Source organism: Viscerimonas tarda (genome assembly GCF_054601255.1).
In genome coordinates this window covers 19099-37750 of record NZ_BAAHWV010000022.1, presented here as the reverse complement: position 1 = coordinate 37750, position 18652 = coordinate 19099, and the positions used below count along the sequence as shown (strand labels likewise).

The window sequence follows — 18652 nt, the reverse complement described above, 5'->3', positions numbered from 1 at the left end:
TTTTTTTATTATCACAAAATTTGAGATTTATAAGACAATTTTTTAATATTCATTTTTTAATTTTTTTCATCATGAAAAAGCGAATTTTTTACTTATTTGTATTTGCCCTTGCAGCGGTATTCTCCCTGCAAGCGCAGGAAAACGCCCCGGAACTGCGGGTTACGGCAAGTCCGGGCGAAACTTTGAGAGCGGCGGGCGATGCCCCCTCTACTTACACCCTGCGTGGGAACGACGCCAAACTGACGTTGACCATCACCGGGTCGAACTTGCAGCCTTACCATGTAATCAAGATTCAGGCGCCGGGTGGATTTACTACCACCCACACCGAATTGCCCTACAATGCAAAGGATGTGAAAGTGGTTATCCAGCTGAAAGCAACCAAACCGCAATCGGAAGGGGATGTTATTATTACGGCAGGTCCGTTTACAACCACCTACCATGTGATTGGTTATGCCTCGCCGCTGCCGCAAAAAGACCTTTCCGCCAACCCTGTTTATCCCGGCGGCGATGACGAGGAATTTTTCATCAGCGACGGCGAAGGCTTCAATCCTACCGCAAAAGGTTATACGGTCGAAATCTCGGCGAAAACCCCGCTGTCTATTTCCTATATACAGCCTTTCGGCATTACCTTTGATGGTGCAAGCATGCAAAGTACCGTTCAGCAGGACGTCAACGGGCATCTGCCCATCCGGATGGACAACGGTACGATGGAGTGGTTAAGCAAAAGTTTCGACTACTATCCCGACGAAGAATACCACACCTACCGTTATGCGGTAGCTCCCGACCAAAGGGTGCATATCTACCGCGACGGATTGCCGGTAGGTTTGGTGCGTGGTCAGGATTTGGGCAAGCAACCCGATTTTCAAGACGGACCGACCGGCGAATATGTGGAAAACCTGCTGGTAAACGGCGACTTTGAAGGCGAATACGAAGCCGGAGGCGAAAACATATTGAATACGTTTGAAGGATGGGCTATCGGAGCAAACGACCTCTGGAACTCACGCCAATTTATCGAAAAAGAGCAGCCTAACCCGACATTCAGCGCCAACAATCACGTGCTGAAAATAGAGCGTTATTATTGGGCAGAAGGCTGGGGAGCCGCCGAATACAGCCAGATTGCCGATGTGGTTCCGGGCGAGACTTATACTTTCTCGGCATTGGCGAAAGGCGGTTACAGTTCGCATGTAGGAGACTGGCAAGCTTCCTTGCGTATAGAGGAAATAAGCGGGAACGATGCAACGAATAAGAAACTCATCAAGATAACCAGCGATAATTGGGAAGAATATTCCATGGATTATACCACTACCGCAACGGCTACGCAAGTGCGCGCTACTCTTTATTTGGAAAGAGGCGATACCTGGGGCAATGGCGCTACGGCTTATTTCGACGATGTTAAATTAACAGGTCCAGGCGTAGCTTACCAGCAAAAAGTGGGTTTCAAAAGCCTTGCCGCTGATATTGCCTATTTCAACTACGACGCCACCGGCGCTTATGCCCCGTTGGAAACAGGCGTAGGGCTTTCCGCCAAATCGGTTATACTCAACGGAACAGGCGCTACGGCTACTTTGACTGTAACTCCGCAAAATCTTGTTCAGCCCGTTAAGTTGGCTGTTTCGCCCGGGTTTACCATCAGCAAGACTGAAATTCCCGCATCTGCCGGAGCAACAGCAGTAACGATTACCAATATCTCTTCATTGGCAAGCAAATCAGGAACAATCACCCTGCAAAGCGGATTATTTGAAACTTCTGTCGATTTAACCGGTATCGGTACGCCATTGCCCCAGAAAGACCTTTCCAGCAATCCGATTTATCCGGGCGGAGACGACGAGGAATTTTTCATCAGCGACGGCGAAGGCTTTGCGCCTACCGACAAGGGTTATACCATCGAAATCTCGGCGGCAACACCCTTGCAGATTTCCTACCTCAAACCTTTCGGTATTACTTTTGACGGATTAGGTATGCAAAGCACCATTGAGCAGGACGTTAACGGAGATATACCCGTTCGGATAGACAACGGTACTATGGCTTGGTTGAGCAGAACTTTTAACTACTTTGGCGATGAAGAATACCACACCTACCGTTATGCGGTAGCTCCCGACCAAAGGGTGCATATCTACCGCGACGGATTGCCGGTAGGTTTGGTGCGTGGTCAGGATTTGGGCAAGCAACCCGATTTTCAAGACGGACCGACCGGCGAATATGTGGAAAACCTGCTGGTAAACGGCGACTTTGAAGGCGAATACGAAGCCGGAGGCGAAAACATATTGAATACGTTTGAAGGATGGGCTATCGGAGCAAACGACCTCTGGAACTCGCGCCAATTTATCGAAAAAGAGCAGCCTAACCCGACATTCAGCGCCAACAATCACGTGCTGAAAATAGAGCGTTATTATTGGGCAGAAGGCTGGGGAGCCGCCGAATACAGCCAGATTGCCGATGTGGTTCCGGGCGAGACTTATACTTTCTCGGCATTGGCGAAAGGCGGTTACAGTTCGCATGTAGGAGACTGGCAAGCTTCCTTGCGTATAGAGGAAATAAGCGGGAACGATGCAACGAATAAGAAACTCATCAAGATAACCAGCGATAATTGGGAAGAATATTCCATGGATTATACCACTACCGCAACAGCTACGCAAGTGCGCGCTACTCTTTATTTGGAAAGAGGCGATACCTGGGGCAATGGCGCTACGGCTTATTTCGACAATGTTAAATTAACCGGCCCCGGTGTAGCTTACCAGCAAAAAGTGGGTTTCAAAAGCCTTGCCGCTGATATTGCCTATTTCAACTACGACGCCACCGGCGCTTATGCCCCGTTGGGAGTAGGAATTATCATTCCTGAACCTGAAGTAACAGGCATCAAGAATGTTTCCGCCAATGCCGCTATAACGGCTTCGGTTCGTAATGGCTTGCTATATCTGAACAATGTGCCTGCCTCTTCCGCCGTATCGCTCTACAATGCAAGCGGAACGCTTGTTAAAAAGGTAAGCGACTACGACAACAAGGGAATTGCCCTACCACAACGAGGTTTCTATATTGCCGTCATCAAAAACGGCGCAGGAACTAAAACGGTGAAAGCGGCATATTAGTTGAGTTATGAGAATCAAGGATTGAAATAATGGACACATTCCTACGGAATGTCTTGTAACAGGGATTTGGTTTTTCTACCGAGCGATTCATTCCTAACGGAATGCAAATGAGGATTGAACCTTATGCAATTATTGGGCGATATACCGCAAGCCGTCAGGTTTGCGCCGCTCGGTAGAAAACATGCCCTTCCATCAATCCGCATCCTGTAAGGATGCAAGCTTATTCAAAGGTTTACGCGCTTTGATAGAAGTTGCCAACAATTTAGCTGCAACCATTACCGATGCCGTCGGCGTAGCTACCTGTCTTTCAGGCGCCGCTATAACGGCTCAGGGAGTGGTTACAGGCGGCGATGAATCTGCTGCTTCCGCTGCATTGGTCACTTTGCAGACTGCTATCGATCTTGCCAGTTCCTATCTAAATGCAAAAGCGGTGGCAAGCAATGCTTCCACCATTTCGGAAGGAGGCACAGGAGTTGGACAATACCCGACGACGGCAAAGAACGAATTATCTGCCGCTATCATTACTGCACAAGGAGTTGGCAGTACTGCTGAAGCTATTACAGGCGCTATAAACGACTTAACTGCAGCAGTAGCAACCTTTCTTAATGCGCGAAATCTTCCGCAGGACGGCAAAAGCTACAGTATTGTCCATTCATCAGGCAAATACCTGACCATCAGCGGAACAACCGTTGTTCTTGCCGACAAGGCAGATACCGACACGGAGAATACCCAAAGGTTTACGTTCTCTATCGACGCAAGCAATCCTGCCAGCTTCAATATATTAACAGCCAACGGTTATCTTGCAAATGTTACCAATTATTATACAGTCGATAACAATAAGGCAGCGCTTGGCGGAGAGGACAATGAAAGAATCGTAGTTACCACCAGTAAGGTTATTTATTTCAACCTTCGGGCTTTAAGCCGCGGGGCTACTGATTTTCTGGGACAAGATTATGAGGGAGCCACAGGCGTATATTTTAACAAGTCTCAAGCATTGAGCAATTGGACGTTGGAACTTTCCGACGACATTTGGACAAGTATCGGCAGCACATTGTCAGCCGACCCTGTAGTCAGCGAAAAGTATTATTCGCTTCAGGGCGTGGAACTGCCGAAGCAGCCCGTAAACGGCTTGGTTATCGTGAAACGCACACATCAATCGGGAAAAAATACGGTTAGCAAAGTATTGCTCAACACACGATAAACGGTAAATAGCAATTTTATGTAAACGTTCCAAGCCCTCGCGGTTTGGAACATTTTTTTCTAATTAACGTGAGTTTGATATAGGAAAACTATTCCGACAGAGATAAAATGTTGGTAAAAAAGGCTTGCGTTGTACGGGTCTGCTTCGTTCTTAATTAAAAATTCAGTTCCTGTTTCAACAATTTGTAGATTTCCTGCCACGTTTTTTTGTAAAGTTCGGCGTTTTCATCGGCAAGTTTCTCAAAAGTTTTTGAGGAATAAAACAAATCGGTCGCTTTTTCTTCTTCAAAATCAAAGTCAAGCATCAATTTTTCAATTATTTTTCCTCCTGTTTCCGATACTTCAATAGAGACATCGCTGTCATCAGCATAATCAAGTAATTGAAGAGAGTTTGCCGTACAAAAACAAATTTGATGCGTTTCCTCGTGATGCGTAAGCATATTCAGAAATTTTTCTTTGCCGATTCTGCCTTTCAAATACAAACGCAATGTAACCTGCACTTTATCATCGGCAACGGGACCTTCCACTATATCATAATCATGAGCCGGTTCGGGAATTTTCCTGTCCCTGTTCATCACAATAAAATCAAGCCATTCCTCATTGTATTTATCAAAGCGTTTTATTTTACAGATATTTTCGGCAAAACTATCTTCGATATAGTCAAAATCGGTAACAAAGCCTTGCCGGTCGTTTTTTTCCCCGATAATACTTGCCCAATTTTCGGCGTGTTTGCGAAATTTTGTAACATAAAATCCTCTGCCGAAATCCTTATGCGGCGCACATTTCGACAAATCAATCCTGTCTATTTTTGTATAACTTCCGTGATACACCCGCATTACCTCATTCCTCCGTTTTTATGGCAAATTTTGTAAATATCGTGAACTGCCCAAATATCGTTGTCGGTGTGTAAAGCCCACCAGTGTTTGCGTATAAAATCCAAGCCGCCGTATTTTTTCAAATAAAAATAGGCTTCCTGAATGTGCATTTTATACGCTCTTGCAAATTCCGGTATGATAAAAGCGATAAAACTTATCTTGTCGCTTGTTGCTTTATCTAATACTTTCGTTTCCATGCTGTTTATTTTTACTATGCAACGCAAAAGTAACGGTTTTATTTCATCCGGCAAAATCCGGCAACAATTCTCATTTCCTTAAAAAAACTGCTGTATAACAGTTATGAAGCGTTCTTTTCTAATTATTTTCATTTATCCACCGCTCAAAAAATTTATCGTAGAGTTGGTAAACGCCTTTGTCAAGTGTAATTAAATCTTTTTCCAAAAGTCCTTTTACGGCCGATTTAATGGAACTGCTCGTCAATCTTGTTGTCAAAACAAACTTTTGAGAGAAAATATTCTTTACTTTCCCTGTTTTGCCGATGGCGACAAGAATAAGTTTTTGTTTATTCGGTAGCTGATAGAGTAAATCGTCGTAGGTATTTGCCGTAAAATCAACAATATATTTGACAGCGGGCGCAACCATGTCAACCGTACAGGTTTTCCTCATGCCGGTATTCATAAAAAGGATATTCAATACTTTTTGCAGATAAAATGTAACGCCGTCGAATTGCGCATACAAAACATTAATTACCTCGTTTTCAATTTTTTTGTCGTATTTTTCAAACATTTTAACGGCAAAATCCGCATATTTTTCCAAAGGGATAACGTTTAGATTTATCACGGTAACGCTTTGATAAAAAGGGCGCGAAGGCGAAGTAAACATGGTACCCATCAAGTGTCGTTGCGAACCGGAAAATACAAACTGCGCGTTGCCGCAATATTGCACATAAGTTCGCAAGGTGGCTTCTACATTGGTTTCTGAGTATTTTGCTATTTGCTGAAACTCGTCTATTGCCACCAAACAACGTTTATCGGCATGATTCAGATAATGAAAAATTTCGTCGAGCGTTGTTTCGGGGTTTTCAATTTGCCCAAGTCCTGCCGACCATGAGGGAGTTCCGTTTATATCGTAAGAGATTTCCGATTTAAGCGATTTCAACGATTGAACGAATGTCGTCCACGCCTTTTTGCCGTTGGTTTTCAGGACGTCTAAAATTTCACGCCCCATTTTATTAACAAGGTCGCTCATGGAGCGTGTCGCATAAATGTCGATAATAAAGCAATAGTAATTTTTTTGCACCTCTTTTTGCGAAAAACAATGCCTTATCAGGTCGGTTTTTCCAAGTCGGCGCGGAGAAATAAGCGCTAAATTATTGCCGTTTTTGAGCAGGGACAGAATATCTTCGGTTTCCTGTACCCTGTCACAAAAATACTCTTCTCCTGCATATCCGTTGGTAATGAATGGATTAATCATGTCTGTTCAAATTTAGTCATAAAATGACAATCATAAAATAATACTTTTGCAAAGGTGCAACAATTTTCTGAACCGAAAAAATGTTTTATACTCATTTTTGGATTTCGGCAACCTGCTGTTTCCGAATTGCATCCGCCTGTCAGAGGTCGAATTATCATTCAAACAGGTAGAGAAATCCATATTTCCCCTTTTATTACTGAAAAATAGACCCCCTTGTAATTATATCGCCCTATTTTTGTTCCAAAATTTTCATTATCAATTAAACAATAAAATACACATGAAAAAAATTATTCTTTTTGGCTTAATGTCATTTTTAATGGGGAATATTTATGCCTACGATGAAATCACTCCGGGCATAACATGGAACGACACCAACGGCGCGAGAATCAGCGCCCACGGCGGACAGGTAGTGTATTCCAATGACGCCTACTACTGGATAGGAGAAAACAAGCCGGGAGACAAATCAACCGGAGTAAGTTGCTATAAATCAACAGATTTATACAACTGGCAGAGACTGAATCTCGCCCTGTCTCCCACCGGAACAATGGGCGACCCCGAAACGGGAAACGACATTGCGCAGGGTCGCAATCTGGAGCGTCCCAAAATAATGTATAACGACAAGACCAGGAAATGGGTAATGTGGATTCACTGGGAAAACGGAAACCATTACGGCGAAGCCCGCGCCTGCGTAGCTGTCAGCGATAAAGTGGAAGGTCCCTACACTTTTGTAAATACTTTCCGTCCCAATAATCATCCCTCACGCGACCAGACTATTTTTAAGGATAGCGACGGAAAAGGCTATCACTTTGCCAATATCAATTTCAACGATATGAATATTGATTTGCTTGGCGACGATTACCTGACGGCTACAGAAACGCAGAACAATACCTTTGCCGGCAGAAAGTTTGAAGCTCCGGCGATATTTAAAGTCGGGGAAACCTACTACGGGCTTTATTCCCTGTCGGATGGATGGAAACCTACGCCCGGCCAGTCGGGTTATACCAACAATATTATGGGCGCATGGACGTATTCGGGAAACTTTGCCATTGACAACGAAAGGGAAACGACCTATCGTTCGCAAAGTACCTGCGTTTTCAAAGTACAGGGCTACGAAAACGCTTATATCTATATGGGCGACCGCTGGGATACCGGAAAAGACGCAACCTCCTATTATATCTGGCTGCCCTTGAGTGTGCGCACCGGTTATCCCGTAGTGAAATGGTATGCCAAATGGAAAGTTGCCGAAATCTTCAAGGATGCGGACAGGTATAAAAGAGCGAATGAAATCATCAGCGGAAATACTTATATGCTCTTGGATATAACTTCCGACCGCTTCCTGTCTCAAAATGCCAAGAACGGCATCCATATTGCCGATGACGATGAAACCATCAACCTGAAATACAATATTATCGAAACGGAGAAACCCTACGTCTATAAGATACAGGACATAAATTCGGGAAAATTCTATGAATCCATCTTCGGTTCTCTACGGCAAAATTCCGAAAACGACAAGGCAAGTCAGGAATGGCTGTTCCTGTTGCAAGCCGACGGCTCGTATAAAATCAAGAGCAACAACGAAGATAAATATCTTTGCATCAACGGCAACAGTACCTTTGCCGGTGCAGGTCTCTATTTGAGCGACAAGAGCAGGGCAAGAGCATTTGGCGTTTATTTCGATACGAAAAATTTCAATTACGAGGTAGCCGATATGTACGGCGCTACTTACCGCGATGAAATCAAAGTACTGGTTGATGAGCAGAAAGAATATCTGGACGGCCAAACTTCTGCGATTGGTATTATTCGTCCCGATTCAGGTCCGGCAACGATTCAGGTTTTCGGAATCGGCGGACAATTACTCGGTACGCAAACAAATTATACCGGCGCTTCGGTTATTCCTGCCGACTTAGAGAAAAATTTGAAAGCCGGAGCATATCTGGTAAAACGTATTTCGGGCAACCAAACAACGGTTCAAAAAATAATAGTGAAAAAGAAATCATGAAAAATCTGATAAGCGCATTTATTTTAAGTTTGGTTGCATTTGTACCAATTGCCGCCCAAACACGGCTGACCAATCTCCCTACGCTCTACATCACTACCGATGATGGTATTGACCCCTGGAGCAAGACCACCTATCAATCGGGCAGGATTATCGTAAAAAGTTCCGACCCGACAGAAGAAGTGGATATGGTAACCGAAATCAGGGGACGCGGCAATTCTACTTGGAGTGCATCCAAAAAGCCTTACCGGATAAAATTAGACAAGAAACACAATTTGCTGAACAACAAGGCGAAAGCCAAAAGTTGGGTGTTACTGGCAAACGATTTCGATAAGGCATTGATACGGAATGCCGTTGCTTTCAAAATCAGCGAACTGCTGGGTTTTGAGTTTTCGCCTTCTTCCCGCTTTGTCGATTTGGTTCTCAACGGAACTTACCGGGGAAACTACCAGCTTACCGACCAGATGCAGGTGCATAAAAACCGCGTACCGGTAGAGGAAATTGAAACTGCAGGCGTAACTGCCCTTCCCGATATAACGGGAGGCTATCTGATTGAAGTCGATGGATTTGCTGGAAGTCCCGATTGGTGGTACCGCACCAACAAGGGAATGCCGATTACCATCCATTCGCCCGACGCCGACGTCATCAACGTAACACAATACAACTATATCAAGGATTTTACACAAAAGTTTGAAACTGCCTTGTTCGCAAGCAATTTTTCAGACCCTGAAAACGGCTTCCGCAAATATGTGGACGAAAAGTCGTTAGTGGACTGGTACATTGGCTGCGAACTGACCGGTAATCCCGATTCGTTTTGGAGTACCTACATGTACAAATACCGGAATGTTGATAAATTCTACTTTGGTCCCTTGTGGGACTTCGATATTGCTTTCAACAACGACAGCCGCCTGGGCGACGCTACCTATAAACTGATGCGCGACCATGCGCATGACCCCAAGACCTGGATTAAACAACTTTGGAAAGACCCATGGTTCAAAAGAGCCGTCAACGACCGGTGGACGGAATTGGTCAATGGAGGCATACTGAATAAACTCCTTACTTATATAGACGAAACGAAAACGCTTATCAGCGCTTCGCAGGTATTGAACGAAAACAAATGGCATAAAGCAGGTAATTATCAAGAACAGATAAATACGCTGAAATCCTATCTACAAAGCAGAATCAATTTCCTGACGGAAAGTTTTGGGAAAGACCTTCCTCCTTTGCCTTCTCAACCTTTCGTTCCTGAAGATTTTTATTATATGCTGATGAATGTCGCGACCAACAATGTGATAGAAGTCGCCGACGCTTCGCCGGATGCCGATGTCCCCGTATGGATGATGAACGCCAAGGAAGACGGGTATGAAAGTCAGCGCTGGGTATTCGTCCCCATCGACAAAAGCGCCACGTATGGCTCGGAAGGGTATTACCAGATTATCAACGAAAATTCGGGCATGGCGATTGCAGGCAACGGAAAAAACAAGGGGCTGACCCAAGTAAAACCCAGCCTGAAAGATTATTCCCAAATGTGGCAAGTGCGCCCGGTTCTTACCGGCGACATATATGGAGTGGTCAATTTCAAAACCGGACTGGCAATGACTAACAAGGGCGGAAATCCGGCAGCGGAAACTCCCGCCATCGAATACGATACGCACTTGGAAAGCAATGAAAACGAGCAATGGTATCTCAAAAAGATGGAGACAATCACGGAATTGCCCGGCTATCCCGCAATCACGGAACCGAGTGGAATATCCGGCTTGAGCGGAGAAAATTCTATCCGGGTATATCCCAATCCCGTTTCCGACCGCTTGTTTATCCGTACCGATGCGGTTACTCAACATTTGACTGTAAAAATATACAGCATTGACGGACGCTGTGTATATCAGTCCGATTTCTATCAGGAAGATACGATTGAAATTCCCGTATCCGATTTTCTCGCACAGGCAGGCGTTTATGTGCTGAATGTGAACGGGGTTGTTAAGAAATTAGTTATCAGATAAATGCTTATGAAAACAAATGGTATGTATATAAAATATTGCCTTTCATTATTTTTAACTTTATGCCTGCTTTCGTCCTGTAACAAGGACGAAGGCTTGGGCGGTTCTTCTTCTCTGGAAGGCTATGTGTATGAAATTGTTCACAGCAATGATAATTTTTCTTTTATAACGGATACCTTTCCCGCATTGAATAAAGACATCCTGTTGGAATTTGGAGGCAACGATTACAGCATAGGGGAAAGAAAAAGAACAGGCAGGGAGGGCTATTACCGCTTCGATTACCTGCGGGAAGGGAATTATACCGTATATGCCATCTCCGGTTTTGCCGACGGACACGATGAGGCCGTTGCCCAAAAAGTGAGAGTATCCGGAAAACACAATAAGGCGGATACGATATTCATTCATACGGGCAAAGCCGTCGGCACAGCGCAAATACGGGGCGTCGTCTGGGTTAAATACTACAATAAGGGAAGTTTGGTCAGGGTAAACGGCCAAGATTCCGTTCCTGCTGTCGAGACGCGCGTTTTCATTAAGAATACCGGCGAAGAAACATTTTTTGACGATGTTCGTGTGAGTGATGCCGGCGTTTTTGTCTTTCAGAAAATCCAACCGCAAAAGCAGTATGAAGTGTATGTAAACACGGAAATTCCGGGAGAAAGCAACAAGAATATTTTGTTTCCCTTGCTGAAAAAGGTTGATGTCGGAGAAGTCTATCGAACCTATCCGTTGGGGAATGAGGAAAAATTGGAATTTACCATTATTGTAAACAATTAAGAACCAGACAGATGAGGAAACACAAAATTATGCTGACCGCAGCGGTTTTAATTGGCGTATATTTGATTAATACTTTTGCGCAAAATCCGAAACCGATTGCCCCTCCTCTTGTCGCGCAGTTGCAGACTCCCTTCCTGACTCCCGAAGAAAAAAGGGAACAGCGGAAAAATCTGGTGGTCAAGGAAATGAATACCGACGCCAAAGGCAAGCGTCAATGGATGGACCACTTGACCGTTTGGAATGAAAACGGCTTTAAAATAGAGGAAATTGAATATGCCGTTTACGGGCAAAAAGAACGGGTAACGTTTGAATACGACGAGACGGGAAAATGTATCCGCGAAAACGTGTATAACGACAAAAACAAGCTGTACCGTATCCGCAAATACGAATACCTGTCCAACGGTCGCAAGAAAATACAGTACAATTACAATCCGGACGGGAAATTATATTCTACCAAGATTTATGAATATTCCTATAAATGATATATTGAAACAGATAGCTCCTATTACATTGGACGAGATGAAACATATCCGTTTGATGGACAGAGTTGATTCTAAATTCGTAGCTCCGGTGCATCTTTTACCGGATTTGCTGGAAAATCTGATTTTGGATTTTAAACTGCAAACGATTGTCGGCAAACCATTTGCGGCTTACACGACTCAATACTTGGATACGCCCGATTTGAGATTTTTCCTCATGCACCAGAACGGAAAACTGAACCGGCAAAAAATCCGCATCCGTTCTTACGTTGATTCCAACCTGTCATTTTTGGAAATTAAAAATAAAAACAACAAAGGCAGGACGCAAAAAATCCGCGTTCCGGTGGAACAAACGCATATCGAAACGGTAGAAGATTTGGCGGATGAACAGGATTTCCTGCATACACACGCGCTTTTCGACCTCGAAAACTTGGAACCGGTTTTGGCAAATACTTTTAACCGCATTACCTTGGTCAATAACCGCGCCACCGAACGCATTACCATTGACTGGGATTTGAATTTCCAAAATTTGCTGACCGGCATCGAAGATTCGCCCGAAAAGCTGATGGTTTTGGAATTGAAACAGGATGGTCGTACAGCTTCCGATTTTCACGACATCCTGAACCGCTTGCACGTCAAACCCTCGGCGTTCAGTAAATATTGCATGGGAACGGTACTGACCAATCCGAATGTAAAATACAATCGTTTTAAAAGCAAATGGACGCAAATAAACAAACTGATAAACTAACCCCAAAAAAACAAATATCATGATACAATCTGATTTAGACCCTCAAATTGCGGCGGAACACGTTGCCGAGCTTGCCGAGAAAGGACTTTCGTTCATGGGCGTTGATGTGTTCGATTCCACCATGTTGCTCACATTGCTTATTCGTTTCTTCGGTAATTTTTTAGTCTGCTGGCTCATTACCCGCTTTTTCTACTACAAGAAAAGCGTGAGGAAAGACTATTATTTCACATTCATGCTGTTCAGCGTAACCATTTTCCTGTTGCTGTTTGTCCTGCAAAATATTTCGATGGGAACCGGCTTTGCGCTGGGACTGTTCTGTATTTTCGGCATGATACGCTACCGGACGGAAAGCATACAGATACGCGAAATGACCTACCTGTTTGTAATCATCGGCGTTTCGGCGGTAAACGGCTTGTCGATAGATGTGGATTATACGACCCTGCTGGTGGCTAATTTGCTGTTCATAGCCATTATTTGGATATTGGAAAGCAGTATTAAACATACTCCGTGCAAAATCATATTGTACGAAAAAATTGCACTCATAACGCCGGAAAAGTACAATGAAATGCTGGCAGACTTAAAAGCGCGTACCGGTTTGAATATTATCAAGGCGGAAGTAGGACATATCGACTTTTTGCGCGATGTTGCCTACCTGAAAGTCTATTATAAAGCCGTTTCCGACGAAATCAACACCATTGATAATGTTACCCGCTTTTCATGATTGAAAAAATAAAATACGCCTTGCTTTTGCTCCTGCTTTCGTCAATTTCTTTCGCTCAAAGTCCGAGGGAAATAAAGGCGGGAGCTTCGTTGTCGGTGGCAGCGGAAAAGGATTTAAGCCGCTTCCTGTCTGTGTCCATGGATGAAGAAATCCGCTTGATTAACAATAATATTGGTTTCGACCGAAGCGTAACCTCCGTTGGCTTGGATTATTCGCTTTTCGATAAAAAAGTGAAAATTGGCGGCTACTATGCCTTTATCTATCTGTATAATAACGATTATCGTTACGAGCCGCGCCACCGTTATTACTTGAATCTTTCGTATAAGGAAACAGGTTTCAAGCCGTTTATCCTGTCGTGGCGCGGACGCTTGCAGGGAACTTACCGCGATGAAAATACGGGCGAATACAGGATTAATCCCAAATATGTAATGAAAAACAAGCTGGAAGCCGCTTACACAATATGGGGTTCGCCGTGGCGACCCTATCTTTCCTGCGATGTATCCACATCCTTGAATGACCCAGTCAAAGGCTACGAACTGCTGCGGATACGTTACGAGGGCGGCGTCAACTGGCGGTTAAACCGCACAGACTACATGGAGTTTTTCCTGCGTTTCAACGAATACCTGTCGGATACCGACCTGCACAGGCTTTCGGTTGGCATTAGTTATAAAAGAAAATTTTAGACAATATTCCAAAAAAGTGAATTTTATCGCACTTTTTCGTTGATTTCCCAATAAAAGCAGTATATTTGCATAAAAAAAGCAATATATTGCACTATGGATATGTATCAGATATTCAAAGAGAGGCGCTCGACGCTGGGCATTACGCAACAGGATTTAGCCGATATTTCAGGCGTAGGGCTGCGGACTATCAAGCAGATAGAAACCGGCAAAGCCAATCCTGCAATGAATACCGTGCAAAAAATAATCGGCGTACTGGGCATGGAAATGGTGTTTCAACTGAAAAAAACGGATAGGTTATGAAACAGGCGGATGTCTATGTAAAGGATAGAAAGGCGGGCGAATTGATACAGGAAAACAACGGAAAATACATTTTTCGTTACGAAGATTTTTACCTGATTGACCCGCAAACACCGTCGGTTAGCCTGACATTGCCTAAAACGCAAAAGGAATATTGTTCCGAAACGCTGTTCCCATTTTTTTTCAACATGCTGTCCGAAGGCGTGAACAGGCAAGTACAACTCCAGCTATATAGATTGGACGAAAACGATTATTTCGGTCTGCTGCTGGCTACGGCGGGTTACGATACCATTGGCGCCGTTACGGTCAGGGAAATAAAAAATGCAGACAGGTCATGAAGATACAAAATTGTCCCGGAACGCTTGCCGCCGGATACGAAACATACAGTCCGGCTGCATTGAAAAATATGTTCAATAACAGGAAAGTATCGCACCTGCTTGATTTTTCCAACGAAGAAGGACGGCAAAAGGCGATAAGCGAGAATATCGGGAAAATATCCATTTCCGGCGTTCAGGAAAAATTATCGGCAATCGCAGAAAACGGACAAATCCTCTTGACGCCCGAAGGCAGGCAAGGTTTGTATATCATTAAGCCGGCGCCCGATTACAAACGCCTGAACAACCGGAAATACATGCCTGCCAACGAACACCTGACCATGCAGATAGCGCGGCAGGTTTTTGACATTCACACGGCGGGTAATGCGCTGGTCTTTTTCCGCAACGGCGAAGCGGCATACCTGACCAAACGCTTCGATATTCAGGCAAACGGAACGAAGCTGCAACAGGAAGATTTTGCCTCCCTGTTCCAAAAAACAAGTGAAACCGATGGCGCGAATTATAAATATACAGGCGATTATGTTTTTGCAGGACAACTGATTAAGCGTTTTGTGGCGGCGTGGCAAGTGGAGATTGGTAAATTTTATAAGCGAATACTCTTTAATTACCTGTTCAGCAACGGCGATGCACATTTGAAAAACTTTTCGCTGCAACAGTCCGGTAGCGGCGATTACCTGTTAAGTCCCGCCTACGATTTGCTAAACACTTCCCTGCATGTGGAAGATGAAGATTTCGCCCTCGAAGGCGGATTGTTCGACAAAAGCCATTACTCCGAAATATATCGGCAAAAGGGACATCCCGCTTATGAAGACTTCATCGTTTTCGGTCAATTAATAGGGGTTCCGCCTAAAATTCAAGAGCGTATCCTCGCCGAATTTTCAACGCCGCAACGATTGGTTTATGAACTGACCGCCCGTTCTTTTTTAGACAGGAAGCTGCAACGGATGTATCTCCGCAGCTACGAAGAACGCCTGAATCGCCTGATTAGAAAGTAAGGAGGTCAAATTATCAGTAAAAAAGGTCGAATTATCGGTACAAACGGTTTTTTCGACCTCTTTAATTTTTAGAGAGAGTATATTCTCTTGCTTCTCCCATACCTTTGTTCTACCGAATAGAGCGTGTCTGTTCGTAAATTCAATTACAAATTTTAAACCATAAAATTTATGCAACGCAAATTTTTACTTTTGGCGGTACTTTGTACTTCGGTTTTCAGTTCTTATGCGGCTAATCCGGTTCGTGATGTACCGGTGGAAGGTCAGCAATTTCGTATTTGGGAATATACCAGCAAACAGTTTTTAACAGCCGACCCCGATTGGGATCCGGCAGGCGAATGGGATGCCGATGGTCTGAAATGGGCAACCGGAGGCTGGAACCTTGCGTTTTGGGACAGCCTTTATACGGTTCCCACCGTTCAGGAATATACCTTGGCATTCCAAAGCAGAACTCCCGAAACAATCACTTTGTCAACCACCCCCGACAAGCAGATTTTCACGCTGGTTCATCCCAATCCCGACGACCCCGACTTGTGGGCGATTCAAACGTCCGCCGGACAATACCTTTCCATCGACAGACGGAATACTTGGGACGTTACATTAAGCCCTGACGCCGACAATACAGGCGCACAACTGTTCTTTCTCCAACAGGGTACTACTAAGATTTATCTTTTACGCTTTGCTTCGGAAACAAGCGCCCATTATGTGGCAGCCGACCGGACGAGCAGCGGCATAACGATAGGCGCTTATGACAATGACTATGAATACGCATACCGCTCGGTTCTGTATCACGACAAACCATCGTCCAATGCGGGCAGTATGTTCTGTTTCGAGAAAGTAAGTAGCGGAAACGGCATTTCCGGTGTGAAAATAGATAAAAACCTGTCGGTCTCCGTCAGCAATGGTTTCCTGAAAGTAAATGCGGAAAACGGAACGCCCGTTGTTATCTATAACGTAACCGGCGCCAAAGTATTGGAAACAAACCTGCAAGGCGCCATAGATATAAACCGCCTGAACGCAGGCATTTATGTCGTTGCAACGTCGTCGGGCGCAAGGGCAAAGTTTATCAAGCAATAAATCGGCAGCAAACAAGTTATTTAAAAACGAGTTGACGGGAAGCGTACCGCTTATTGCTCGTTGGCTCGTTTTTCGGTTTAACAAAGAAACGTTATGAAATCTGTTACAAAATCAAAAACACCACCTCCATCTTTGCAAAAAGGGGCTGCGAAGCAGTTCCCCAATATATCTCTGTCCGTCTGCGCCGTTCTCTTTGTTTTGTTTGCCTGCTATCTTACCGCCTTTTACAACAAGGAATTTTTGGCTTGGGCGGAAGAAATATCCCTGTTCCTGCCTACCTGTGCCTTTTTGATGCAAAATCTGCAAACCGCCGGAGGCTTGTTGAGTTACGGCGGCACATTCCTGACACAATTCTTCTATTATCCGCTTTTGGGAAGTACGGTTCTTATACTTCTATTACTGCTCGTTATTCTTCTGGTTATCAAGGCGTTTGAATTATCCAAGCGGTTTTATCCGTTGGCTTTTATACCGGCTATCGCCCTGCTGACCTCTGTTACCGAAGTCGGCTACACCTTATATTCGCTCAAATCGCCGGGATATTTGTTTGCCAATACCTTGGGAATTATTGTTTGCCTGTCAAGTTTTTGGGGCTACCGGAAAATCAAAAATGAATGGATACGGATTATCCTGTTGACGCTGTTTGTCATCTTCGCTTATCCCTTGTTCGGCTTTTATTCGCTGTTTACTGTAACGCTTTGTGTCATTGCGGGCTTGACCCGCAATCCCCGTAAGTTTGTTCAGGCATTGGGGTGTTTACTCCTCATCTCTCTTGTCCCTTATCTGTACAGCCGTTATTTTTATACGCAAATGCCGTATTACGAGACATATACCGCCGGACTTCCGAAATTTTATTTTGAGAAAGACGAACTGCATCTATGGCTGCCATTCATTGTATTAGTTATTAGCTTGTTGTTATTTTTTCTACCTTTGTCGAAAAAACAGGAAAAACAAAAAGTGTTCGCATGGACGCGGTTAGTTTCGCTTGGAATTTTTCTTGCTTCCCTCTTCGGCGCTTATGAACTTTCCTTTCGGAACGAAAATTTCAAAACAGAGTTGCAGATGACAAAAGCCATCGAAAACAACGATTGGGAAAAAGTAATCTCCATCGGCAAGAAACAGCAGGAAAAGCCTACGCGCCTGATTATTCTATGCTATAATCTGGCATTGAACAAGCTGGGACAGGCGGGCGACCGGATGTTTGCAATGGACAACACGTCTGTATTGCAGGATACGCACCGGCAAAACCTTGTTTTGATGCACACCGGCGCCAAACCGCTGTATTTTCAATATGGCAAAATCAATTTTTGCTATCGCTGGTGCATGGAGAATATGGTAGAGTATGGCATGAGCGTTCAAAACCTGAAATACATGGTCAAATGCGCCGTCATGAACGAGGAATGGGCGCTGGCTCAAAAATACAACAACGTGCTGAAACAAACGCTTTTCCATAAAGGATTCGCGGAAAAGTATCAACAATACATTGATAATCCCCAATTACCGGCGGAAGACGCGGAAATGAAAGCCATCCGTCCGCTGATGATGTACCAGAATTTGCCGGATGGAGACGGAAACAAGCTGGAAATGTATATCCTCAACAGTTTTGCCTACATGGAAGGCGGTACGCCCGAAATAGTGGAACTTTCGCTGCAATGCAACCTGATACTCAAAAATATCGAACGCTTTTGGCCTCGCTTCTTTTTGTATGCGCGTACTCACGAGCGTGTTCCCGTACACTATCAGGAAGCGGCGATTTTGTACGCCTATTTAGAAGGCAAAATAGACCCCAACAGCCTGCCTTTGGACAGGGAAGTGGTTGAAAAATTCCAACGGCTGCTGGCGTTGTCGAAGCAATATGCCAACATGCCGGAAGAATACAACCGGAAAGCGTTCAAGCCCCAATTTGGCAATACGTTCTGGTATTACTATTTTTTTGTTACGGATATTAAAACGAATTGAAA

17 protein-coding genes are annotated in these 18652 nt (G+C 44.4%); 14 read left to right on the top strand and 3 right to left on the bottom strand.

Annotation, left to right across the window (positions count from 1 at the left end; all coding sequences use genetic code 11):
• Positions 1 to 71: 71 nt before the first annotated feature.
• Positions 72 to 3086: a carbohydrate binding domain-containing protein gene (locus tag ACYPWY_RS10540; protein WP_459685490.1), complete on the top strand. Its 3015-nt coding sequence runs from the start codon at positions 72 to 74 to the stop codon at positions 3084 to 3086.
• A gap of 181 nt (positions 3087 to 3267) precedes the next feature.
• On the top strand, positions 3268 to 4287 hold the full coding sequence (locus tag ACYPWY_RS10535; RefSeq protein WP_459685489.1) for a hypothetical protein: 1020 nt from the start codon (positions 3268 to 3270) through the stop codon (positions 4285 to 4287).
• A 154-nt stretch (positions 4288 to 4441) separates the two neighbouring features.
• Here the strand turns inward: ACYPWY_RS10535 and ACYPWY_RS10530 are convergent, their stop codons facing one another.
• The 3 genes from ACYPWY_RS10530 to ACYPWY_RS10520 form a co-directional block, all read right to left on the bottom strand.
• Positions 4442 to 5122 (bottom strand): DUF3990 domain-containing protein, encoded by a 681-nt coding sequence (locus tag ACYPWY_RS10530; protein WP_459685488.1) that lies wholly within the window; start codon positions 5120 to 5122, stop codon positions 4442 to 4444.
• Positions 5122 to 5358 carry a DUF3791 domain-containing protein gene (locus ACYPWY_RS10525; RefSeq protein WP_459685487.1) on the bottom strand — a complete coding sequence of 79 codons (237 nt, stop codon included), beginning with the start codon at positions 5356 to 5358 and terminating at the stop codon, positions 5122 to 5124. Before ACYPWY_RS10525 ends, ACYPWY_RS10530 begins: the two co-directional genes overlap by 1 nt.
• Positions 5359 to 5476: 118 nt before the next feature.
• Positions 5477 to 6595: an AAA family ATPase gene (locus tag ACYPWY_RS10520; RefSeq protein ID WP_459685486.1), complete on the bottom strand. Its 1119-nt coding sequence runs from the start codon at positions 6593 to 6595 to the stop codon at positions 5477 to 5479.
• 277 nt (positions 6596 to 6872) lie between these two features.
• On the opposite strand from ACYPWY_RS10520, the gene ACYPWY_RS10515 reads away from it, so the two are divergent.
• From ACYPWY_RS10515 to ACYPWY_RS10460, 12 genes are all read left to right on the top strand, one after another.
• Complete coding sequence (locus ACYPWY_RS10515; RefSeq protein WP_459685485.1) at positions 6873 to 8594, top strand: RICIN domain-containing protein; 1722 nt, start codon at positions 6873 to 6875, stop codon at positions 8592 to 8594.
• Positions 8591 to 10591, top strand: a complete 2001-nt coding sequence (locus ACYPWY_RS10510) for a CotH kinase family protein (RefSeq protein WP_459685484.1) — start codon at positions 8591 to 8593, stop codon at positions 10589 to 10591. The genes ACYPWY_RS10515 and ACYPWY_RS10510 overlap by 4 nt, the downstream gene beginning before the upstream one ends.
• A gap of 6 nt (positions 10592 to 10597) precedes the next feature.
• Positions 10598 to 11362: a hypothetical protein gene (locus ACYPWY_RS10505; protein ID WP_459685483.1), complete on the top strand. Its 765-nt coding sequence runs from the start codon at positions 10598 to 10600 to the stop codon at positions 11360 to 11362.
• Positions 11363 to 11373: 11 nt separating this feature from the next.
• Positions 11374 to 11844: a hypothetical protein gene (locus ACYPWY_RS10500; RefSeq protein WP_459685482.1), complete on the top strand. Its 471-nt coding sequence runs from the start codon at positions 11374 to 11376 to the stop codon at positions 11842 to 11844.
• Positions 11825 to 12589, top strand: a complete 765-nt coding sequence (locus ACYPWY_RS10495; RefSeq protein ID WP_459685481.1) for a polyphosphate polymerase domain-containing protein — start codon at positions 11825 to 11827, stop codon at positions 12587 to 12589. Before ACYPWY_RS10500 ends, ACYPWY_RS10495 begins: the two co-directional genes overlap by 20 nt.
• Before the next feature lie 19 nt (positions 12590 to 12608).
• Positions 12609 to 13310: a DUF4956 domain-containing protein gene (locus ACYPWY_RS10490; protein ID WP_459685480.1), complete on the top strand. Its 702-nt coding sequence runs from the start codon at positions 12609 to 12611 to the stop codon at positions 13308 to 13310.
• Positions 13307 to 13993, top strand: coding sequence for a DUF2490 domain-containing protein (locus ACYPWY_RS10485; protein ID WP_459685479.1), 687 nt, complete (start codon positions 13307 to 13309; stop codon positions 13991 to 13993). Before ACYPWY_RS10490 ends, ACYPWY_RS10485 begins: the two co-directional genes overlap by 4 nt.
• Before the next feature lie 99 nt (positions 13994 to 14092).
• Positions 14093 to 14293 carry a helix-turn-helix domain-containing protein gene (locus ACYPWY_RS10480; protein WP_459685478.1) on the top strand — a complete coding sequence of 67 codons (201 nt, stop codon included), beginning with the start codon at positions 14093 to 14095 and terminating at the stop codon, positions 14291 to 14293.
• Complete coding sequence (locus tag ACYPWY_RS10475; RefSeq protein WP_459685477.1) at positions 14290 to 14628, top strand: HipA N-terminal domain-containing protein; 339 nt, start codon at positions 14290 to 14292, stop codon at positions 14626 to 14628. The genes ACYPWY_RS10480 and ACYPWY_RS10475 overlap by 4 nt, the downstream gene beginning before the upstream one ends.
• Positions 14625 to 15620 (top strand): type II toxin-antitoxin system HipA family toxin, encoded by a 996-nt coding sequence (locus ACYPWY_RS10470; RefSeq protein WP_459685476.1) that lies wholly within the window; start codon positions 14625 to 14627, stop codon positions 15618 to 15620. Before ACYPWY_RS10475 ends, ACYPWY_RS10470 begins: the two co-directional genes overlap by 4 nt.
• A gap of 168 nt (positions 15621 to 15788) precedes the next feature.
• Positions 15789 to 16694: a T9SS type A sorting domain-containing protein gene (locus ACYPWY_RS10465; RefSeq protein WP_459685475.1), complete on the top strand. Its 906-nt coding sequence runs from the start codon at positions 15789 to 15791 to the stop codon at positions 16692 to 16694.
• 93 nt (positions 16695 to 16787) lie between these two features.
• Positions 16788 to 18650, top strand: a complete 1863-nt coding sequence (locus ACYPWY_RS10460; RefSeq protein WP_459685474.1) for a DUF6057 family protein — start codon at positions 16788 to 16790, stop codon at positions 18648 to 18650.
• The last annotated feature ends 2 nt before the right edge of the window (positions 18651 to 18652 follow it).